This is a genomic window from Achromobacter anxifer (genome assembly GCF_903652925.1).
Lineage (GTDB): Bacteria > Pseudomonadota > Gammaproteobacteria > Burkholderiales > Burkholderiaceae_B > Achromobacter > Achromobacter anxifer.
Genome location: NZ_CAHLAR010000001.1, coordinates 369769 through 390778 on the forward strand (window position 1 = coordinate 369769; position 21010 = coordinate 390778).

The following is a 21010-nucleotide window of genomic DNA, read 5'->3' on the forward strand; positions in this document are numbered from 1 at the left end:
TATCACGGATATATCGTAAGATATATATCGTAAGATACATATCCGGAGATAGACCATGCGCGACTCCCAATTCATTACCGCATTCGTGCGCCGTGCCCGCCAGAAGCAGCAGGGCCACCATGGACATCCTCATCAACACCGCCATGGGGCGGAATTTGCGCATCACCGCCACCACGGCGAAGGCCATGCCCATCACCCGCGCCATGCCGGCGCGGGCGGCGACTGGTGTTCCGGCCCGGGCGACGAGCGCGGCGAAGGCGGCGGCTTTGGCGGAGGTTTCGGCGACGACGGCCGAGGCTGGACGCGCAGCCGCAAGGTCAGCGCCGACGATTTGCAGCTGATGCTGCTGGGCCTGCTGGAAAAGAACCCCAGCCACGGCTACGAGCTGATCAAGGCGCTGGGCGCGCTTAGCAACGGCTTCTACACGCCCAGCCCCGGCATGGTCTATCCCGCGCTGACCTACCTGGAGGAACTGGGCTACGCCACCGTCGAGCAGGAAGGCGCGAAGAAGCGCTACCACCTGGCGGAGCCGGGCCGCGCGCACCTGGACGGCAACCGCGAGCGCCTGGCGCTGATGTTCAACAAGCTCAAGCACGTGGCGCGCAAGATGGACTGGATGCGCCAGGCCTGGAGCGGCCAGCCGCGCAGCGTCGGCCCGGAAGGCGAGGACACCGCCACCGGCTGGCTGCCGGAGTTCGTGGCTGCGCGCCAGGCGCTCAAGCGCGCGCTGCTGGACCGCACCGACGCCACACCCGCCGAACAGCGCCGCATCGCGGCCATCCTGGCCCGCGCCACCGCCGAAATCAACGGCCAGGCCTGTTCCTGATGCCCCTATTCCTGGAGTTCCCATGACCCGCAACGACCTGAATGTCGAACGCGTCCGCCACGACCTGAAGATGCGCAGCTTGACCGTGGCCCGCGTCGAGCGCATCGCCGGCCTGCTGGCCCGCGTCACCTTCACCGGCGACGATCTGCAGGACTTCGTGTCCGCCTCGTTCGACGACCACGTGAAGCTGTTCTTTCCCGCCGATCCTGACCAGCCGCCGGCGCTGCCGGTCGCGACCGCGGACGGCATCAAGTTTCCCGAAGACGCGCCCAAGCCCGCCGCGCGCGACTACACGCCGCGCCGCTTCGATGCGGGGCGCAAGGAACTCGTCATCGACTTTGTGCTGCACGGCGATGGCCCCGCGTCCACCTGGGCCGAACAGGCCAGGCCCGGCCAACAGTTGGGCATAGGTGGGCCGCGCGGCTCCTTCGTGGTGCCCACGGGTTTCGACTGGCATGTGCTGATCGGCGACGAGACCGCCTTGCCGGCCATTGCCCGCCGGTTGGAAGAGCTGCCGGCCAGCGCGCAGGCGCTGGTGCTGATCGAGGTGCCCGACGCCTCCAACGAAATCCCGCTGCAGACCCGGGCCCAGGCTACCGTGCGCTGGCTGCACCGCAATGGCACCGCGCCGGGCTACAGCACCTTGCTGCTGGAAGCGGCGCGGGAATTGGCGCTGCCGGCGGGTGAAGGCTATTCCTGGGTCGCTGCGGAATCCGCCGCGGCCAAGGCCGTGCGCGAAATCATGGTGACGCAGCATGGCGTCGACAAGAGCCGCATCCGCGCCGCCAGCTACTGGAAGCGCGGCGCCACGGCCGTGCACGAGTCGCACGAAGGCTGAGCCGTTCCGACGCTGGTGTCCGATACCCTTGCCGCCCGGGTGTCTGGCGCCCGCGACTGGCGGCAACTAGGCCCGCCCGCTATCCCGCCGCCAGCGCCAGCAGGTTGCGCACGCGTCCGCCCGCGCCCTGTTCGCGCACGGCCAGGCCCAGCACCGCGCGCGGCCAGTCCAGCGCGAAGGGGCGGTACACCACGCCGTCGGGACGCAGATGGCGCAGCGATTCCGGCACGATGGCCACGCCCATGCCCGCAGCGACCAGGTTCACCGCCGAAGACAGCTGCGGCGCGCGCTGGCCGATCCGCGGATTCAACCCATGTTGGCGGCAGGCCGCCATGATGTCGGCGCTGAGCCCGTAGCCGGACTTGCGCGAATACAGGATGAAGCTTTCCTGCGCCAGGTCGGCGGGCGCCAGCCGCTTGCGCCGCGCCAGCGCGTGGCCCAGCGGCAGCGCCACCACCAGGGGTTCTGCCGCCAGTTGCGTAAAGGACAGGCCGCCGTTCAGCGCGAAGGGCGGGCGCACGAACGCGGCGTCGATGGCGCCGCTGCGCAATTGCGCCACCAGCGTTTCGCTATCGCCTTGCGACAGCGTCATCTCCACGTCGGGATACTGCTGCCGGTACAGGCGGATCAGCTCGGTCACCACGCCGCTGAAGGACGCGGACTCCGTGAACCCCAGCGTCAACTCGCCCACTTCGCCGCGCGCCGCGCGTTGCGCCGTCAACACCGCTGCCTGCGCGCGTTGCAGGATGTCCTGCGCGCAGACCAGAAAGGCACGGCCGGCGTCATTCAGCGCCACGCCGCGCCCCGTGCGGTCGAACAGCGGCGTGCCGACTTCCTGTTCCAGCTGGCGGATCTGCTGCGACAGCGGCGGCTGCGCCATGCCCAGCTGTTCCGCGGCGCGGGTGAAGTGCTGGGCTTCGGCGGTGGCGACGAAGTAACGCAGGTGGCGCAGTTCCATATCTGTACTTAAAAAGTATTGATCGTCAATTTTCCATATATTGGACATTCTAGTCCCGCAGGCCGATGATGGATGCATCGCTCAACGCCTGCAAGGAATCCGCATGAATGCCTCCGTCAAACCCAGCACCCTGTTGCGCCAGCACCTGGCCCAGGACATCGTCGTGGCGCCCGGCGCCTATGACGGCATGTCGGCGCGCCTGGTCGCCATGGCCGGCTTTTCAGCCGTCTACGCCAGCGGCGGCGCCATCGCGCGCGCGGCCGGCTATCCCGACATCGGCCTGCTCAGTTTCAGTGAAGTGATGGACCGCGTGGAGAAGATCGTGGACGCCAGCGGCTTGCCGGTAGTGGCCGACGCCGACACCGGCTTCGGCGGTTCGGCCAACGTGGAGCGCACCGTGCGCATCATGGAACGCGCCGGCGTGGCGGCCTTCCACATCGAAGACCAGTCCTTTCCCAAGCGCTGCGGTCACCTGGACGACAAGAGCCTGATCGATGCCGAGGAAATGTGCCGCAAGGTGCACATCGCGCGCCAGACCCTGAGCGACCCGGACGCACTGGTGATCGCCCGCACCGACGCCATCGCGGTCGAGGGCTTCGAGGCCGCGCTGTCGCGCGCCGAGCGCTACCTGAAAGCGGGCGCGGACATGATCTTCGTGGAAGCGCCCGAGACGCTGGAGCAGATCCGCGCCATCGCCGAGCGCCTGCCGGGCCTGAAGCTGATCAATATGTTCTACGGCGGCAAGACGCCGCTTACGCCGCTGCCCGACCTGGCGGCCATGGGCTACCGCCTGGCGATCATTCCGTCGGACCTGCAGCGCGCCGCCATCCATGCCATGCAGGCCACGCTGGCGGCGATCAGGCAGACGGGCGATAGCAGCGCGCTGGCCGATCAGCTCACCAGCTTCAAGGAGCGGGAAGAGATCGTGCAGACGCGCCGCTATCTGGCGCTGGACACGCAGTAGGCGCTAGCGGGCGCAGCGGCTGGGCAGCGTCAGCGGCCACAGCCGCTGGTTGTGCGAGCCGTACAAGGTCCGCACCCCGCATTCCATTTCCACGCGCGCCACCTGCTTGCCTGCGGAATCGATGATCATCGACTTCTCCAGCGTGGACACCACGGCGCGGCCGTTGTGGAACGGCCCGACCGCCCGGTACTCGGCGGGGATTACCAGCTTGCCCTGCGCATTGACGTAGCCAAAGCCATCTTCGGTGCCGGCCGGCGCCAGGCCTTCGCGCATCGGACCCAGCGTGTCGAACGCGGGGCCGACCAGCGCGCCCTTGTCGTTGATGGCGCGCATGCCGCGATTGGACACATGCGCCACGGCGAGGCCTTCCGAATAGCTGGAGGCATTGCCTTCGACGGAGAGCCGCTTCTTGCCGTCCAGGCCGACGTAGTCGGTCATTTCACGGTTGCCGGTGTAGTAATGCCGCAGCAGCGCATCCGAGCCTTCCGGCCAGCTCCATTCGCCGGTGGGCAACGTAACCACGGCCTGGCCCTGGTCGTCGATCAGGCGCGCGCCGCCTTCGCCCGTGAGCAGGGCGCGGGCGGGCTGGCCGCGGAACGTGCCGGCGGTCGCGGCCTGGGGTGCGATCTGCCACTGGCCCTGGCTGTCCAGATAGCCACTGCGCGGCGCGCGGCGCTGCAGCGTCCAGTCGCCCAGGCGCATGTAGTCCGTATCCTGCATGTCCACCGCGTCCGCGCCGTCCGGCGAGATGACCCAGCGCTGCTTCTCGTCGCCGGCCGCGATCGTGCCGTCGTCGTCCACGCCGACCGCCAGGCCGGGCCGGAAGCCGGTCAGCGCGCGGCCCTGCGCATTGAAGACGGCGGCGGGGCGGCGGTATTCCTCGTCCTGCGGGCCGGCCTGCTGCACTTTCCACACTTGGGCGGCGACGCGTTCGGCGCCGTGGTGGCTGGGCGGCACGATCCATTTGCCTTGCAGGTCCACGACGCCGACCCGGTCCGGGCCCAGCGAAGCCACGGCCTGCCCGTCCTGGAACACGCCGATGTCCGCGTACTCGGCCGGGGCGATTTCCTTGCCCGCGATGAAGTCGTACAGGCCCCAGGGCGAGCCTTCGGCCGCCGTCTTAAGGAAGCGCACCACGCCGGGGGCGACGACCTGCGCCTCGAAGAAGGCAGCGGGCAGGTCATAGGTCTTGCCGTCGCGGTCCAGCATCCGGCTCGCGCCGTTGGCGTAGGCCAGCGCATAGCCGTGGCGGAACGGGCCGATGTGCTGCTGTATGGGCAGGTTCATGGGCTTGCCGGCGGCGTCCAGCAGTAGCATGCCTGTGGCGGTCTGCGCCGCGTAACGCAGCTGTTCCGCCTTGAGCCCGGCGGCTTCCGCTTCGGCCTGCGCGCCGTAGTCGTCCTCGGATCCGTCCAGCGGAATGATGTCGCGCCAGGCAGGGTCGGAGGCGATGCCGCCGTCTGCCAGCAGCAGGCCGGCGCCGTCCTCGGAGCACTGGCAATGTTCCTGGCCGATCAGGCCCAGCGCGCTGCCCGGCACGTTCAGCGGCAGGCGCTTGAGCGAGCGGCTCTGCGCGGCCGCCACGGTTTCCGGCTTGAGCAGCACGCGGCCTTCGTCGTCCAGCACGTTGAGCAGGTCGCCTTCCTGTTTGAAGAGCCACAGCTTGCCCTGGCTGAACTCCATCCTGCCGACCTCATCCAGCCAGGAAGGGGCGGTCGCGCCGTACAGCCAGGCGCCCTTGGGCGTCAGCAGGCCGACCGGCAGCTGCTCCTGGCTGCTGAACAGCACGTAGCCTTGCAGTTCGTCGGCCGCGGTCAGGCCGGCGCCCAGCGTCAGCGGTTCCGCGCGCCCTGGAATCAACGCCACCTTCTTGTCGCCGGAGCGGTAGACGATGGCATCGCCGTAGCGGTGGGAATTCTCCGCCTCGCTGGATTTGAGCTTGGCCACCTGCGCGCCGGCGCGGTCCAGCACGACATAGTTGCCGCGGCCCAGTTCGGCGCTCCAGAAGGCCTTGGTCACCGGCATCAGGCCGCGGTAGCCCTGGTCCGCGCCTATGGTCTTGCCGTCCGCGTCCAGCAGCAGCTCGTTGCGGTCGGCATAAGCGACGGCCATCGAGCCTGCCTCGCCCGGCACCGAGATCTCGTGATAGGTGGGTTCCAGCACCCACTTCCAGTTCCGGTCCACCAGGCCGTACTGGCCGTCCGCGTTGGTGGCGATGTACAGGCCGTTGCCGTAGGCCCGCACGAGGCTGACGCCGCCGTCGTTGTAGCGGCGTTCGCCCGTGCTGGAGCGGTACTCGGGCTTGTACACGACCGTCGCCAGCGCCGGCACGCCGTCGTCCAGGCGGATCGCCCGCACGCTCTCGTCCAGCGGTTCGCCCACCGGTTGGCCCTTGCGGTCGATCAGCTGGAGACGGCCGTCGAGCGTGGCCACGGCCAGTCCGATCTCGGAGTAGTCCTGCACCGCGTCGTAGCGCGGCGCCACCGCCATCCGGCCCTTGGTGTCGATGAAACCCCACTTGCCCTTCCACTTCACCGCGGCCAGGCCATGGCGGAAATCGCCCACCGCTTCGAAGATGGGCGAGATCGCCAACCTGCCGTTCTGGTCCAGGAAACCCCAGGCGTGGCGGCGCAGCGATTCGTCGGCGGGCATGCGGCTGGTGTTCACCAGCGCGGACGGCAGCAGCACCGCGGCGCGCTGATCGGCCAGGGCGCGGATGCAGAGGTTGGCGTAGGCGCCGCCATCGTCGTAGTACGCCGACGGGCTGCTGCCCTTGTCCTCGATGCAGTACGAATTGCCGTATTGCGCCTGCGCGGACAGGGACGCGCCCAGCGCGGCCAGGGCGCAGGCAAGGCGGGTGGTGCGTATCGCGCGTGACTTCATGGTTGTTTCGCCTTGGCGTTGTCGGGGGCGAGCTCGATCTTGTCGGCCGCGGGGCAATCCATCTTCTGCAGCGGCCAGGTGATCCTGCCCTGGTCGTCCAGGATCGTCACCGTGTCGCACACCCAGGCGAAGGTGGCGATGGGCGCGCCCTTGGTGTCGATGTACTGCGTGTTCCTGTCCTGGAAATTGCTGCGCACCAGCGCGCGTTCCTCGCTGAAGTCCCCCGCCCAGGTAAAGACGGGCGGAATCGCATAGCGGCCGGTCAGGTCGACGTAGCCGTAGAGCTTGCCCGAGTACTGCAGGCGCCGGGCCGTGGCCAGGCCATTCTTCAGCGGACCCAGCGAATCGAAGTGCGGTCCCACGATGCGCTTGCCGTCCGCGTCGATGAAGCCGAGCCTGCCGTTGCCGGAACTGCTGCGGTAGGGCGCGACGCCTTCGCTGGCGTTGCGGTCTTCCACGCTGTACGTGCCGTCGATGCGGGTGATCTCGCGGCCCTGCAGGTCCGTCATGATGCTGACGGAGTTGTCCGAATCGTGGAACACGATGCGTTGCATCGTGGCCAGCGGCGAGCCGTCGCCCAGCTTGGGCAGCACTGTCTTGCCGTCCTGGTCGATCACGCGGTAGTCGGACCCCGTGTAGGCGCGCGCCAGGCCCTCCGGCTGCGCGAAGAAGGGATTGAACTCGCCGTAGATCGCGGGGACCTTCATGTTGCCCTGCGCGTCGATGGCGCCTTGCCGGTCTTCCTGTTCGACGTAGATCCAGTCCTGGTACATCTCCTTGCGCTTGGGCCGGCCGTCGGCCACGCGGGTGGCGTTGCCCTTGGCGTCGAACAGCACCGCGCCGGACCCGGCCAACTCGCCCAGGTAGCGTCCGTCCTTCATCTGCTCCGGCTTGCCGCTCAGCAGTTCGCTGGCGCGGCCGGTGCGCAGATTGACCAGGCGGTAGACCGTGCTGGAATAGCCGCCGCGGCGCTTGCCGGCGTCGGGATCCTCGACCAACATGAGGCCGTCGCCCAGGTAGTCCAGCTTGTACGAGCTGTCGAGGGTGGCGGGCACCATCCATTTGCCTGCGCGGTCGATCACGCCCCAGCGCTCCTTGTACTGGGCCTTGGCCCAGTCGTCCTCGAACTTCTCCATGCTTTCGTAGATCGGCTGGACCGCGGGCGCGCCCTTGGCGACGTTCCAGAGGCCCCAGCGGTTCTCGCGGTTCTCGTCCCGTGCGCGGTACTGGATCAGCTCGCCGTCGAATTCCATGGCGCCGTCCAGCACCGCGGCGGGGATCGAGGCGGTCTTGCCGCGAGCGTCCACGACCATGCCGTCGTCGCGGCGGCTGCGCTCTCCGCTTGCCATGGTGTAGGCGCCGTGGAACGGGCGGATGGAGCCGAAGCGCGGCGCGATGGCCCAGTTGCCGTCGGCGTCGATCGCGCCGGTCTTGCCGTTGGCGGTGCGGACCGGCAAGGGCAGTGCGGCATCGTAGCTGGAGATGTCCTCCCAGTCCGGGTTGGTCACGATCCTGCCCTTGGCCGTCAGGATGCCCTGGGGCTGCGTGTAGTCCAGCGGCTGCAGCAGCGCCAGCGGCAAGCTGTTCGCCGTGCTGCGGCCGCGGGCGGATTTGCTCGGGGACAGCGCCCTGATGTCGTAGGCCTGCAGCCGCGCGACGGTCTCGGCATTCAGCAGGGGCTTGCCGTCGCGGGCGTAGATCTGCAACAGGCCGCCGCCCACGTCGGCTGCGGCTGCGGCTTCGACGCCGGCCGCTTCCGCGGCGGCAGCGGCTTCCACCGCCGCGGAGGCCGCTGCCGCCCTGGCGGGCGTGGCGACGTCGACGGCCACGGTTGCGTCTATCGCGGCAGCGGCCGTCGCGTCATCTGCAGCCGCATCATCGGCCGCTGCCGCAGCGGCGGCAACGGGGCCGGCCGTCACGACGTCGGCTGCGGAGGCATCGGCTGCCGCAGTGCTGGCGTCATCCAGGGGAGCTCCCACGGCCGAGGCTTCCACCGCGACGCCGGGATCATCGCCGCCTGCCGCCATGGTGCCGGCCTCGGCGGCTTCCGCAGCCATTGCCGCGGCATCGGCGGCCGAGGCTGCTGCGTCGGCGGCGCCATCGGCGGCGCGCGCGGGCACGGAGGCCGTGATCCAGGCCTGCCCTCTGCTTATCTCCACGCGGCCATTGCGCGCCGCGATTTTCTGCAATTTGCCGGCGGGGTCGATCAGCAGCACGGTCGCGTCGTCGATCATGGAGCGCCAGCCGTCCTGTTCGTCCAGGCCGACATAATCGGCCGTGAACGCATGTTCGACGCCGAGCTTGGCGCCCAGCAGCAGCGCCTTGCCCGCGCCTTTCTGCTTGACCAGCCACAGCCCAGGGCCGGCCAGCTGGACGTGCTCGTAGCGTTGCTCATGGATCGCTTGGCCTTGCGGATTGACGAATTCCCAGCCCTCGTCGCGGCGCACCGCCAGCACGTTGCCGTCGCGCAGCGGCGCTTCCTGCGCGCGCAGCACGTCCGGCGTGATCGCCCAGCGGGCCTGGCTGTCCAGCAGCCCCCACCAGCCGCTGTAGCGCGAATCGCGCAACTGGGCCGGCAGATAGCCGCCGCTGGGCGCGCCCAGCGCCATCACGCCCGCGGGCAGCGTCGCGGCCTTGCCCGTGGCCGCGTTGAACAGACTCGGCGGCACGGGCATTTCCATCGAGGCCAGCTTCTGACCCCGCTCGAAACCCCAGGAGCGCGTGCCCAGCGGGAAGGTCTTGACGACTTTCCCGCTGCGGTCGATCAGCACGTCGTGCCCTTGCTCTTCGGCCAGGGCGGTGCCTTCGGCGTTGAAGCCGGTCGCCTCGCTGAAGCGCGGCTTGATGGCCCATTGGCCCTGGGTGTCGATATAGCCCCAGAGACCGTCCTGGCTGACAGCGGCCAGGCCGTTCTGGAAGGACTTGGCTTCCACGTAGGCCGGCGCGATGGCCATGCGGCCTTGCTTGTCGAGATAGCCCCAGCGGCCGCTGTCGTCGCTGGCCGCGCCGGTCAGCACGGCGGCCAGGCCGTCGCTGTAGCCCAGTTGGCAGTTCAGGTCGGTGCCGCCGTAGTCGTTGAAGCCGGGGGCGCAGCGGTCCGTCCAGCCGGCCTGCGCCGCGCCGGGGACGGCGGGCAGGGCGGCCAGCGCCAAGACCAGCGCCAGGGGTCTGAGGGCGAGCGTTGTCTTCATCGTGCAGCGGCGCGGGCGTAAGCCGCGCAAGCGTAGAGGCCGAGCCGGACGTGCCACATGGTCGTATGCCTGCCAGGAAAGTATGCGAAGGCAGCACTGTAACCACCGACGCCAGGCAATGGCGTGGCAAATGTAACTTTGAAAAACAAAGCGTTAACAAGCGCGGGCATCGGACCTGGACGCGCCGCTTTTCGCAGCGGCTCTGACATTCCCGCAGCGCATGCAGCGGACAAAAAATAATCGGTTGATGCGTTGGCTTCATCGCCCTGTAATGGATGCCTGTGCCTGCCTGAAAGGGGGCGACGTTCCACTGCCGAGGTTCGCCATGCCCGTGTCGCGCAAGTCTTCCCTGGATGCTTCCCAGCTGTGGCTGCTGGTGCTGGCCGGCGGCATCATCATGGGTCTGGCGCTGGGCGTGCGCCACGTGCAAGGCCTGTTCCTGCTGCCCGTCACGATGGACCGGGGCTGGAGCCGCGAGACCTTCGCCATGGCGCTGGCGGTGCAGAACCTGACCTGGGGCGTGGTCCAGCCCTTCACCGGCATGATTGCCGACCGCTACGGCTCGGCCAAGGTGATCGCGGCCGGCCTGGCGTTCTATGCGCTGGGTCTGGCGGGCATGGCGCACGCCGCCACGCCCGCGGGGTTCATGTGGACCGCGGGCGTCTGCATCGGCATTGCGCTGTCCGGCACCGCGTTCGCCACGATCTACGGCGCCTTGAGCCGGCTGGTGGCGCCCGAACGCCGCAGCTGGGCGCTGGGCGTGGCCGGCGCGGTGGGCGGCCTGGGCCAGTTCACCATGGTGCCCGCCGCGCAATGGCTGATCAGCGGCTGGGGCTGGGTCGCGGCCCTGCTGGTGTTCGCGCTGGTCCTGTGCATGCTGCTGCCCCTGGCGCTGCCGCTGCGCGAGCCGGCAGCGCGGCAGCCCGGCGCGGGCGCGGCGGATGCGGGGCTGTCCCTGTCCGACGCCATCCGCGAGGCCTTCGCCCGCCCGGGCTTCTGGCTGCTGAACCTGGGTTTCCTGGCCTGCGGCTTCCAGCTGGCCTTCATCGGCACGCACCTGCCGGCGTACCTGATGGACAAGGGCCTGCGTGCCTCCGACGCCGTGGCGGGCCTGGCCATCATCGCGCTGACCAATGTCATGGGCACCTACGTCTGCGGCGTGCTGGGCGGGCGGCATCGCCGCAAGTACCTGCTGGCGGGTATCTACCTGCTGCGCACGGCGGCCATCGCGCTGTTCGTGCTGGTGCCCTTGTCGACCTGGAGCGTGTACGTGTTCGCGGCGGTCATGGGCTTCGTCTGGCTGGGCACGGTGCCGCTGACCAACGGCCTGATCTCCCAGGTGTTCGGCGTGCGCTACATCACGACCCTGTTCGGCTTCGTGTTCTTCGGCCACCAGCTGGGTTCCTTCCTGGGCGTGTGGCTGGGCGGCGTGGTGTTCGAAGCCACCGGGTCCTATGACCTGATCTGGCTGGGCGCGATGGCGCTGGGCGTGCTGTCGGCGGCGCTGCACTGGCCCATAGACGACCGCGAGATCGCGCGCGTCCGAGCGGCGGGCGCCGCGGGCTAGCGGCGCGGGTTGGCGTGCGGGTTGGTCCGCACTACAGCGGCCGGTGCTGCGTGCCCGCGCCCATGGTGATGTGCAGCATGCGGCACGGGCCGGCCACCTTCAGCGTGTGCCAGATGCCCTTGCGGATGACGTAGGCGTCGCCCGCCTGCATCCGCACTTCCTGGATGCCGGTGGGCCATTCCAGCAGCAGATCCGCGGTGCCGGCCATCAGCCGCACGACCTCGTCGGCCTCGGGATGCATTTCCCATTGCGGCCAGTTCTTTTCGAAGGCGAACTCGGACACCAGCCAGCCGCGGCCGAATCTCTCCAGTTCCTCTGGCGGCTGCGACCAGAATGCATTGCCGCCTTCGACCGTGGCGCTGGCGCCCGAGGCGTCCAGCAGGACATAGTGGGATGACAGATCGGTAGTCATGGTGCGCTTCCTGGGTGTGGGGGCGTCGGGCCAGTGTAAAGCGATATCATCACGATCATCGGCTATAACAGGAGTGGGCGATGCGCCAGGGATTCGATGGGGTAAGGCCCGCGTCCGAGTCTTCCATCGAGATCGGTTTCTTCTACGAAGGCCGGCATTGCGTCGAACGCATCCGGGCCAAGCCCACCGCCGCCAACCTCAAGCGCGCCGCCGACCGGCGCGCCGCCATACTCGAGGCCATCGCGCGCGGCGAGTTCGACTATGACGCCGAGTTCCCCAAACGCGGCGGCGCCACCAAGCCATCACAGGGTTCCGCATGACGAGCGACAAGCAACTGGACATCAACGATCTGACGCCGGACGCCTTCAGGGCCTACGGCTGGATGCTGGGCAAGCCCATGCCGGACGGCCACGGCGTGCCGCTGTTCTCCAACCAGGCCACCGACTTCTGGCAGGAGCACCTGTTCAACACCGGCGCCGGCGGCGACGCCGAGCTGCTGTGGGTCAATTACCGCAGCCAGTCGTTTGAAATCGCCAGCCTGGAAAAGCATCTGCTGACGCAACAGGCCATCGTGCCGCTGACGGGCGAGATCATCCAGGTCGTGGCGCGCAGCGCCGCCGACGGCAGCCCCGACCTGGCCACCCTGGCGGCGTTCCGCGTGCCGCAAGGGCAGGGCGTGTGCATGCGGCCGGGCTGCTGGCACGCCACGCGCGTCACGGACGAGGAAGTCACCTGCCTGATGCTGACCCGCAGGTCCACCACGCTGGACCTGATCCAGCACCTGACCACGGACGCCGCAGCCAGCGAAAGCGCAATCGTGGCCATCCCCGTGCAGCGGCTCGAAGCGCAGGCCCAGACGGCTTGAGCGCAGGCGGGGGAATATGCCAGAATCCCCCGGAAATTCACGCCTTGCATGCGACGCCGCCATTCATGGGCGTTGCCGACATCACGAAATGTTGGAGCATTGAATGCGCGATCGTCAGACTGGCACCGGATTCTCTTGCGCGGCCCGGCTGCTGCTGGCGGCGCTGCTGATCGGCGGCGTGGCGGGATGCGCCGTCAATCCGAACGACGTCAGCGGGTCGCAATCGGTAGGCATACCTGGCGTCACCGCGCAGCAGGCGCGAAGCATTGCGCGCGAAGCCTATGTGTACGGCACGCCCATGGTCGCCAGCTACCAGACCATGCATGCCTTCAGCATCGACAAGAGCAACCCGCAGTACAAGGGCCCGTTCAATACCGTCAGCAACGTCGCGCGCGTCTTCACGCCCGAAGACACCGCCTTCGTCACGCCCAACGCCGACACGCCGTACACGTTCGCGGTCCTGGACCTGCGCGCCGAACCCGTGGTCATCAGCGTGCCCGCCATGGAGCCGCGGCGCTACTTCGTGCTGCAGCTGATGGACCTGTATACCTACAACTTCGCCTACATCGGCAGCCGCAGCACCGGCAACGGCGGCGGCAGGTTCCTGGTCGCCGGCCCGGGCTGGAAGGGCAAGGCGCCGGCCGGCATCACCAAGGTGATCAGGTCCGACACGGAACTCGTCAACCTGGTGGGACGCACCCAGCTCTTCAGTGCGGCCGACCTGCCCAACGTCAAGCGCATCCAGTCGCGCTACCGGATCCAGACCCTGTCCGCCTACCGCAAGCAGCGCGCGCCCGAACCGGCGCCGGCCGTGGACTGGATCGCGCCCGAGCCGTCCGCGCAGCTGCGCAGCTCGCTGGAGTTCTACAACCAGTTGGCCTTCCTGCTGCAATTCGCGCCGCTGCTGCCGGCGGAACAGTCGCTGCGCGAGCGCTTCGCCAGCATCGGCCTGAAACCTGGCGGGTCTTTTGACATGGCCAGCATGAACCCCGTCTTGCGGCGCGCCTTGCAGGAAGGCATGCACGACGGCCAGAATGACATCGACAAGAACCGCGAGGCCTTGCGCGGCAAGACCGACGGCCTCTTCGGCGACCGCAACACGCTCAAGAACGACTATCTGGCGCGCGCGACCGGCACGCAGGTCGGCATAGGCGGCAACAGCCGTGAGGAAGCGCTGTATCCCGTGCTGGAGAACGACAAGGCCGGCCTGCCGCTGGACGGCCGCAACCAGTACACCTTGCGCTTCGCGCCGCGCAGCCTGCCGCCCGTCCACGCCTTCTGGTCCATGACGATGTACCGGCTGCCCGAACAACTGCTGGCGCCCAACCCGCTCAAGCGCTACCTGATCAATTCGTCCATGCTGCCCTCCCTGAAACGGGACCCCGACGGCGGGGTGACGATCCACATCCAGGCGGAGTCGCCGGGCAAGGGCAAGGAAGCCAACTGGCTGCCCGCGCCGGCCGGTCCCTTCATGGTCACGATGCGCTATTACTGGCCCAAGCCGGCGCTGCTCAACGGCAAATGGACCTCGCCGGAGATCGAGCGTGTCAGCGAGGCGCCGCCGCGGGGGCGAAATTAGGGTGAGTCCCTGACTGCAATTGGCAGCTTGCGCGCACTGCATCGGAACCCTGGCTGGACTACAATTTCCCTAAGCCGGAACGCCCGTTCCGATGGCTATCCGATTACGCCGAAATCGCCTCCCCATGCTTGATATTCCGACCTTCCGCCCGCTGCGGGCCATGCAGCCCGGGCGCGGCCTGATCCGCCTGACGCAGGTGTCCGCATGAGCTACGTACTGGCGGTGGATCTGGGCGGCACGCGCTTTCGCGCCGCGTTGGTGGACGCGCGCGGCGCCATCGCGCACGCGAGTTTCATCGACAGTCCGGGCGCCGCGCCGGCGCAACATCCGGGCTGGGACGAGATCGACGCCGATGCCTGGTGGCGCGGCCTGCAATCCCTGGCGGACGCGCTGTCCGCGCAGGCCGGGGCCGCATTCGACGCGGTGGAGGCCATTGCGATCTGCGGCGTCACGCGCACGCAGGTTTTCATCGACGCGCAAGGCGCCGCGATCCGGCCCGCGATCACCTGGCGCGATACGCGCGCGGCGGCGGACGTGGGCGCGTGGCTCGCGTCCATGCCGGCGCCCCATCCCGAACATGCGCAGATCAACGCCTTCCATCCCTGGGCGCGCCTGGCCTGGCTGCTGCGCGCCGAGCCGCAGCATGCGGCCCGCGTGCGGCACGTGCTGGAACCCAAGGACTACCTGAATTTCCGCCTGACCGGGCGCGCCGCCAGCGACACGGTGTCGATGGCGCGGCTGGCGGCGGCTGCGGCGCCCGCGCCCGGCTGCGCCGACCTGTTGACGGCGGCGGGCGCCGATCCGGCCTGGGTGCCGCCCTTGCTCGATCCGCTGGACGTGGTCGGGCCGGCGCAGGCCGGCTTGCCGGGCGCGCTGGCGCGGCTGTCGGGACGCCCGGTGGTGGCTTGCGCCAACGACACCTGGGCGGCCGTGGCTGGTCTGGGCGCGTTGCGGCCGGGCTATGCCTACAACATCTCCGGAACCACCGAGGTCTTCGGCGCGGTGGGCGCCGAGCCGGTGCAGGCGCAAGGCCTGATGACCGTGGACTGGGGCGGCGGCCACCACCAGATCGGCGGGCCGGGCCAGAACGGCGCGGACACGGTGGCGTGGCTGCTGCCCTTGCTGGGCCGCCTGGGCGACGAAGGCATGGCCGGCGTGGGCGAGGCCATGGACGCCTTGCTGGACGCGCCGCGCGATCCGCAGCCGGCGCTGTTCCTGCCTTATCTGCAGGGCGAGCGCGTGCCTTACTGGGATCCGCATCTGCGCGGCGCTTTCCTCGGCCTGAACCGCCGCCATGGCCCCGGCGACCTGGCCTGGGCCGTGCTGGAAGGCGTGGCCTTCCTCAACCGCATCGTGCTGGAACGCGCCGAAAGCGCGCTCGGCAGCCCCGTGGGCGAAATCCGCTTCGGCGGCGGCGCGGCGTCCAACGCCCAGTGGTGCCAGGTCAAGGCGGACATCTGCGAACGCCCTCTGGTTGTCGGCCAGGCCGAGCAGCCTGGCGTGCTGGGCGCGGCCGTCGCCGCATGGACGGGCCTGGGGCGCTACGGCAGCTTTGCCGCGGCCCAGGATGCCCTGGTGCGCGTGGCGCAACGCTATGAGCCCCAGGCCGAACGGGCCCACGCCTATCGCCGCATGTACGGCCAGTTCCGCGCGGCCGAGGATGCGCTGGCACCCGTGTCGCGCGCGCTGGCCGGCATCCACATGGGCTGAGGCCGGGCGCCGCAGCGCCATCCGGCGTTCCTGCCCGGCGCACCCGGGTATAAACTACGACGCCATCGAGGCCGGGCAGGCGCGCGGCACAGGGGCGACGAGTGCGCCCGCACAATAATCATACGCAGCAAGGGTTGAGTCGATGCGCGGCATCCTGGAAAAGTACGGCACCGCAATCGCGGGATTGGTCCTGGTGGGCTTCTTCGCATTGGCGGCCCCGAATTTCGCGGCGCCCAACAATCTTCTGAATATCGCCAAGGAAACCAGCTTCCTGGCCATCATCGCCATCGGCTTCACGCTGGCGCTGGTGACGGCCGAACTGGACCTGTCCGTGGCCGACGTCGCCAGCCTGGCGGCGGTCGTCACCGGCGCCCTGGTGCATACCGGCCAGCCGGTGCTCCTGGCCATCGGCGCCGGCCTGGGCGTGGGCCTGCTTTGCGGGCTGGTGAACGGCATCGCCGTCACGCGGTTGCGCGTGCCCTCGCTGATCGCGACCCTGGGCATGGCGGCCATGGCGCGCGGCTTCGCCTTCATGCTGACCGACGGCGTGTCCTATGTGGGCCGCTGGCCCGCCGCGTTCACGGACCTGGCGCGCGGCAAGCCCTTCGGCATCCCCGCCCTGGTGCTGTGGATGCTGGGCGCGGTCCTGTTTGCGTTCTTCCTGGTCAAGTGGACCCGCACCGGCGCCCGCATGACGGCCACCGGAGAGGCCGGCGAATCCGCGCGGCTGGCCGGCATCAATATCCGCGCCATGAAGAGCATCGGCCTGGCCCTGTCCGGCCTGTGCGCGGGCCTGGCTGCCGTCCTGCTGACGTCCAGCCTGTCGTCCGCCGCGCCCAACATGGCCGGCGACTACTTCCTGTACGCGATCGCGGCGGTGCTGCTGGGCATGACCATGTTCAATCCCGGCCACGCCAACATTCCGGGCACGCTGGTGGCCGCGCTGATCCTCAAGGTGCTGGGCAACGGCCTGGTCCTGATGGGCGCGCCATATTACGTGCAGGACATCGTCCTGGGCTTCATCATCATCGCATCCGTCGCGGTGTCATCGGCCGTGCTGAAGAAAGCGGCTTTCAAATTCTGATCGGAAGGGGAAGAGAACCATGCGTAAATCCTTGCTGCGCAATCTGCTGTTGGCCGCGTTTTCCGTGCAGGCGCTGGCCCTGGGCGCCGCCGCGCACGCCTTCGACGTGGGCGTCGTCGCATTCCAGATGTCTTCGGAAACCCATGCGCGCGTCGCCAACGCGGCCGCCGAAGCCGCTCGCGCCAAGGGCTGGACCGTCACCCAGCTGAACGCCGAAGGCTCGCTGCCCAAGCTGGCCGAACAGCTCGACACCCTGGTCAACAAGAAGGTCGACGCCATCGTCATCGCCATGGGCAAGCCGGTCGAAACCGACGCCCAGCTGCAGGCCGCCAAGGAAAAGGGCATCCCCGTGGTCGGCGTGATGTCCGGCGCCAGCCCGCACATGCTGTTCGACGTGGAAGTCAACGAATACGCCACCGGCGCGCAGTCCGTGCTGTACCTGCTGGGCAAGATGGGCTACCAGGGCAACATCCTGTCCGCCCGTTTCGACGGCAACTCCGGCACCCGCATCCGCGGCAAGATGCTGGACTCGGTGTTGAGCGAGAACACGGCGGTCAAGGACCTGGCCAAGTTCAGCATGGCCCGCACCCAGAGCTGGCGCGACGATGTGCGCAACGGCATGCAGGCCCTGTTCCTGCGCCACCAGGGCCAGTTCAAGGGCGTCTGGGCCTCGTTCGACGGCCAGGCCTATGTCATCGACGATCTGCTGCAGGCCCAGGGCCTGAAGAAGGGCGACATCACCCTGGTGTCCGTCGACGGCAGTCCGGAAACCTACCGTCGCATCGCCGATTCCAACAGCCTGGTCACCGCCACCATGATGATTCCCTTCGAGCAGATGGGCGCCAAGGCCATCGACTCCATCGACCGCATCGTGGTCAAGAAGGAGCCCAAGGAAACCGTCGTCGCCGGTCCCTACCTGTTCATGGACTCCGTCCTGGTCGACGCCAGCAACGTCCAGAAATTCCTGCAACCCGCCAAGTAAGAGCCAGCAGCCATGACCGCCGCGTTGTCGCTACGCCAGATCAAGAAATCCTATGGCGCCGTCGAAGCCCTGAAGGGCGTGGACCTGGACGTGCCCCAGGGCAAGGTCATGGCCATCTGCGGCGACAACGGCGCGGGCAAGTCCACGCTGATCCGCATCATCTCCGGCGCGCAGGAGCCCAGCGCCGGCGCGCTCAGCCTGAACGGCAAGCCGGTCGTGTTCGGCTCGCCCCATGACGCTCTGGTGCAAGGCATCGCCACCATCTACCAGGACCTGGCCTTGGCCCCGCGCCTGTCGATCTGGGAGAACATCTTCATGGGCGCGGAGCTGGTGCGCCGCGTGGGCCCGCTCAGCATCCTGGACAAGCGCCGCATGGCCCTGGACGCCCGCGGCTACCTGCAGCGCCTGTCCGTACCCATCGAGGACATGGAACGGCCGGTGGAGCGCATGTCCGGCGGCCAGCGCCAGGCGGTCGCCATCGCCCGCGCGCTGCGCTGGGACGCCCGCGTCGTCATCATGGACGAGCCCACCGCCGCCCTAGGCGTCAAGGAAACCGCGCTGGTGCTGAACCTGGTGCGCAAGCTGCGCGAGGAAGGACGCACCGTGATCCTCATCAGCCACAACATGGCCGACGTGGTGGCGCTGGCGGACCGGGTCGCGATCCTGAAGAGCGGGATCAAGGTCATCGAGCGCGACGTCGCCGGGCTGGACGCGGATGCGTTGGCGCATATGGTGATGACGGGCAAGGAGTAGGGCCGCGTTTGGCCTCAAGGGCCAGACGCATGAAAAAGGCCGTCGCCAGGACAGACCCGGCGGCGGCCTTTTTCACATGACGGCGGATTCAGACCGGCGCTTCGTCCGCGTTGTAGCTGAACAGCCATTCATAGCGTTCGCGCACGCGCGCTTCGTTCCACTCGCGGTCCACGTAGTCGGCGGCGCCCTGTGCGTGCTCCAGCGCGGGGTTGTGGAAACGCCGGGCGTTTTCGGCCGAGCCGCGCACCACGCGCGAGGCCCGCTCCACGCGCACCGCTTCGTAGCGCTTGAAGGCCAGCGGAATATCGTCCGGATGCGCCTCCAGCGCGCGCGCCAGCACATAGCCGTCCTCGATCGCCATCGCCGCGCCCGAGGCCAGCATGGGCAGCGTGGGATGGCAGGCGTCGCCCAGCAGCGTCACGCGGCGCAGCGACCATACCGGCAGCGGTTCGCGCAGCATCAGCGCCCATTTGTAGGGTTCGTCCAGCGCCTGGATCAACGTCTGCACGTCCTCGTGCCAGCCCGCGAAGTCGCGCGCGCATTCTTCAACGCTGCCGCGCTCGGTCCAGGACTCTACCTGCCAGTCGTCGCGCTCCAGGATACCCACGAAGTTCACCAGCTTGCCCTGTCGCAGCGGGTAATGGATGACGTGCGCGCCCGGGCCCACCCAGTTGCAGGCATAGGGCTCGCGCAGATGCGCGGGCAGCTTCTCGGCCGGGATCACGCCGCGCCAGGCGACGGTGCCGGAGAACGTTGCCGCATCGGCGCCAAACAGCGCGGCGCGTACGTGCGAGTGCACGCCGTCGGCGCCGATGAGCGCCGCGCCTTCGATGCGCTCGCCCGACGCCAGCACGGCCGTGACGCCCGTGTCGTCCTGGGTGAACTGAGCGACCTTCGCGCCCAGCGTGATGGCTTGCGGATCATTGGCCTGCACCGCCTGCGCCAGGATCCGGTGCAGGTCGGCGCGATAGATGGTCAGGTACGGATAGCCATAGCGGGCCACGGATTCCGCGCCCAGGTCGAAGAGCGGCCAGGTCCGTCCGCTGGACCACAGCCGGATACGCTTGCCGGCCGTGGGACGCGCGACTTCCATCAAGGCGTCCTCCAGGCCCAGTTGATAGAGCACGCGGTTGGCGTTGGCGCTGAGCTGGATGCCCGCGCCGACTTCGCGCAGTTCGTGCGCCTGCTCCAGCACGCGCACGCGCAGGCCGCGCCGCTGCAGGGCCAGCGCGGCGGTCAGGCCGCCCAGGCCGGCGCCGGCGATGAGGTATGGGGGGATGGCGTTGTGGGACATATGCTGCGTGAGTATGGGTTAGTCAGGCTTGATGCCGGCTTGCTTCACGACCTGGGTCCATTTGGCCAGGTCCGTGCGGATCGATTGCGCGAACTGCTCCGGCGTATCGCCCACGGGCTCCAGGCCCAGGTCGGCCAGCTGGCGCTTGACCTCGGGATCGCGCGCCGCGGCAGCCAGCGCCTTGGTCAGGCGGTCGATCACCGGCTGCGGCGTGTGGGCGGGGGCCATCAGGCCGAACCAGGAATAAGCCTCGAAGGGCTTGCCCAGCACTTCCGCCACCGTGGGCACGTCGGGCAGCTGCGGATAGCGCTGTGCGCCGGTCACGGCATAGGCGCGCAGCTTCTGCGCCGCGATCTGCGGATACAGCAGCGTCACCGTGTCGAACAACAGATCCACCTGGCCGCCCAGCACGTCGCTCAGCGCAGGCGCGCCGCCGCGGTAAGGAATGTGCAGGATGTCCACGTCCGCGCTGCGATCGAACAGCTCGGCCGTCAGATGGCCGACCGAACCCGTGCCGGCCGACGCCACCGTCAGCGGCTGGCGCCGCGCCAGGTCGAGCAGCGTCTTGAGGTCCGTGCTGGGCAGGGCGGGGCGGCTCACCAGGATGAGCGGGCCGCGCACCGCCATGCCGATGGGCGTGAAGGAGGCGATGGGGTCATAGTCCAGCTTGGGATAGAGCGCCGGCGCTACCACCATGCTGCTGGTGCCGCCCCACAGCAGCGTGTAGCCATCGGGCTGCTCGCGCGTCACCGACGTGGTGCCCACCGACCCGCCCGCGCCCGCGCGGTTCTCCACGATGACCGGCTGGCCCAGCTGTTCGGCCATGGTCTTGCTGAAGAGGCGCGCGCTCGTGTCGGTCGGGCCGCCCGGCGGAAACGGCACCACCAGCCGGATCGGCTTCTCGGGGAAGCCCGCGGCCTGGACGGCGGATACGGGCACGAGGGCCGCGCACGCAATGGCGAACGCCGAAGCAATTCGCAGAGGGAATCGGAACATGCTTGTCTCCTGTAGGCGCATTTGCGCTTTTGTTTTGGGCCTGTCCGGACGGAAGGCGGCGTATTCCGCAATTGCAACGCAAACGGATAAACAAGTAAAACTGCGTTA

General features: G+C 68.7%; 17 protein-coding genes. 11 read left to right on the forward strand and 6 right to left on the reverse strand.

Features of this window, described 5'->3' with window-relative positions; all coding sequences use genetic code 11:
- Positions 1 to 55 precede the first annotated feature (55 nt).
- Together HWY37_RS34590 and HWY37_RS01750 are read left to right on the forward strand one after the other, a co-directional pair.
- Complete coding sequence (locus HWY37_RS34590; protein ID WP_246302159.1) at positions 56 to 826, forward strand: PadR family transcriptional regulator; 771 nt, start codon at positions 56 to 58, stop codon at positions 824 to 826.
- A 22-nt stretch (positions 827 to 848) separates the two neighbouring features.
- Positions 849 to 1664: a siderophore-interacting protein gene (locus HWY37_RS01750; protein ID WP_176087710.1), complete on the forward strand. Its 816-nt coding sequence runs from the start codon at positions 849 to 851 to the stop codon at positions 1662 to 1664.
- Between the two features lie 79 nt (positions 1665 to 1743).
- Here HWY37_RS01750 and HWY37_RS01755 read toward each other — a convergent pair whose 3' ends face one another.
- Positions 1744 to 2622: a LysR family transcriptional regulator gene (locus HWY37_RS01755; protein ID WP_176087711.1), complete on the reverse strand. Its 879-nt coding sequence runs from the start codon at positions 2620 to 2622 to the stop codon at positions 1744 to 1746.
- A 103-nt stretch (positions 2623 to 2725) separates the two neighbouring features.
- Between HWY37_RS01755 and HWY37_RS01760 the strand changes: the two genes are divergently transcribed.
- Entirely contained in the window at positions 2726 to 3586 is an 861-nt protein-coding gene (locus tag HWY37_RS01760) for an isocitrate lyase/PEP mutase family protein (RefSeq protein ID WP_175207164.1), read from the forward strand.
- Between the two features lie 3 nt (positions 3587 to 3589).
- On the opposite strand, the gene HWY37_RS01765 is transcribed toward HWY37_RS01760, so the two are convergent.
- Together HWY37_RS01765 and HWY37_RS01770 are read right to left on the reverse strand one after the other, a co-directional pair.
- Positions 3590 to 6469, reverse strand: coding sequence for a WG repeat-containing protein (locus HWY37_RS01765; RefSeq protein ID WP_176087712.1), 2880 nt, complete (start codon positions 6467 to 6469; stop codon positions 3590 to 3592).
- Entirely contained in the window at positions 6466 to 9660 is a 3195-nt protein-coding gene (locus HWY37_RS01770) for a WG repeat-containing protein (RefSeq protein ID WP_176087713.1), read from the reverse strand. Before HWY37_RS01770 ends, HWY37_RS01765 begins: the two co-directional genes overlap by 4 nt.
- A 325-nt stretch (positions 9661 to 9985) precedes the next feature.
- Here HWY37_RS01770 and HWY37_RS01775 point away from each other — a divergent pair, with 325 nt between their 5' ends.
- Entirely contained in the window at positions 9986 to 11227 is a 1242-nt protein-coding gene (locus HWY37_RS01775; RefSeq protein WP_175207161.1) for an MFS transporter, read from the forward strand.
- 31 nt (positions 11228 to 11258) lie between these two features.
- Here the strand turns inward: HWY37_RS01775 and HWY37_RS01780 are convergent, their stop codons facing one another.
- On the reverse strand, positions 11259 to 11639 hold the full coding sequence (locus HWY37_RS01780) for a cupin domain-containing protein (RefSeq protein ID WP_176087714.1): 381 nt from the start codon (positions 11637 to 11639) through the stop codon (positions 11259 to 11261).
- 80 nt (positions 11640 to 11719) lie between these two features.
- Here HWY37_RS01780 and HWY37_RS01785 point away from each other — a divergent pair, with 80 nt between their 5' ends.
- The 7 genes from HWY37_RS01785 (at position 11720) to HWY37_RS01815 (ending at position 18612) form a co-directional block, all read left to right on the forward strand.
- Complete coding sequence (locus tag HWY37_RS01785; protein WP_175207159.1) at positions 11720 to 11959, forward strand: Arm DNA-binding domain-containing protein; 240 nt, start codon at positions 11720 to 11722, stop codon at positions 11957 to 11959.
- Complete coding sequence (locus HWY37_RS01790; protein ID WP_175207158.1) at positions 11956 to 12504, forward strand: ureidoglycolate lyase; 549 nt, start codon at positions 11956 to 11958, stop codon at positions 12502 to 12504. Before HWY37_RS01785 ends, HWY37_RS01790 begins: the two co-directional genes overlap by 4 nt.
- A gap of 103 nt (positions 12505 to 12607) precedes the next feature.
- Positions 12608 to 14083 carry a DUF1254 domain-containing protein gene (locus HWY37_RS01795; protein WP_176087715.1) on the forward strand — a complete coding sequence of 492 codons (1476 nt, stop codon included), beginning with the start codon at positions 12608 to 12610 and terminating at the stop codon, positions 14081 to 14083.
- A 204-nt stretch (positions 14084 to 14287) separates the two neighbouring features.
- On the forward strand, positions 14288 to 15793 hold the full coding sequence (locus HWY37_RS01800) for a xylulokinase (RefSeq protein WP_176087716.1): 1506 nt from the start codon (positions 14288 to 14290) through the stop codon (positions 15791 to 15793).
- 142 nt (positions 15794 to 15935) lie between these two features.
- Positions 15936 to 16877 carry an ABC transporter permease gene (locus tag HWY37_RS01805; RefSeq protein WP_175207155.1) on the forward strand — a complete coding sequence of 314 codons (942 nt, stop codon included), beginning with the start codon at positions 15936 to 15938 and terminating at the stop codon, positions 16875 to 16877.
- Positions 16878 to 16896: 19 nt separating this feature from the next.
- The gene (locus HWY37_RS01810) at positions 16897 to 17859 is read left to right on the forward strand and encodes a sugar ABC transporter substrate-binding protein (protein WP_175207154.1); all 963 of its coding nucleotides are present in this window, start codon (positions 16897 to 16899) and stop codon (positions 17857 to 17859) included.
- A gap of 12 nt (positions 17860 to 17871) precedes the next feature.
- Positions 17872 to 18612 carry an ATP-binding cassette domain-containing protein gene (locus HWY37_RS01815; protein ID WP_176087717.1) on the forward strand — a complete coding sequence of 247 codons (741 nt, stop codon included), beginning with the start codon at positions 17872 to 17874 and terminating at the stop codon, positions 18610 to 18612.
- Between the two features lie 88 nt (positions 18613 to 18700).
- On the opposite strand, the gene HWY37_RS01820 is transcribed toward HWY37_RS01815, so the two are convergent.
- Complete coding sequence (locus tag HWY37_RS01820; protein WP_176087718.1) at positions 18701 to 19906, reverse strand: FAD-dependent monooxygenase; 1206 nt, start codon at positions 19904 to 19906, stop codon at positions 18701 to 18703.
- A gap of 18 nt (positions 19907 to 19924) precedes the next feature.
- Positions 19925 to 20902 carry a Bug family tripartite tricarboxylate transporter substrate binding protein gene (locus tag HWY37_RS01825; RefSeq protein WP_176087719.1) on the reverse strand — a complete coding sequence of 326 codons (978 nt, stop codon included), beginning with the start codon at positions 20900 to 20902 and terminating at the stop codon, positions 19925 to 19927.
- Between the last annotated feature and the right edge of the window lie 108 nt (positions 20903 to 21010).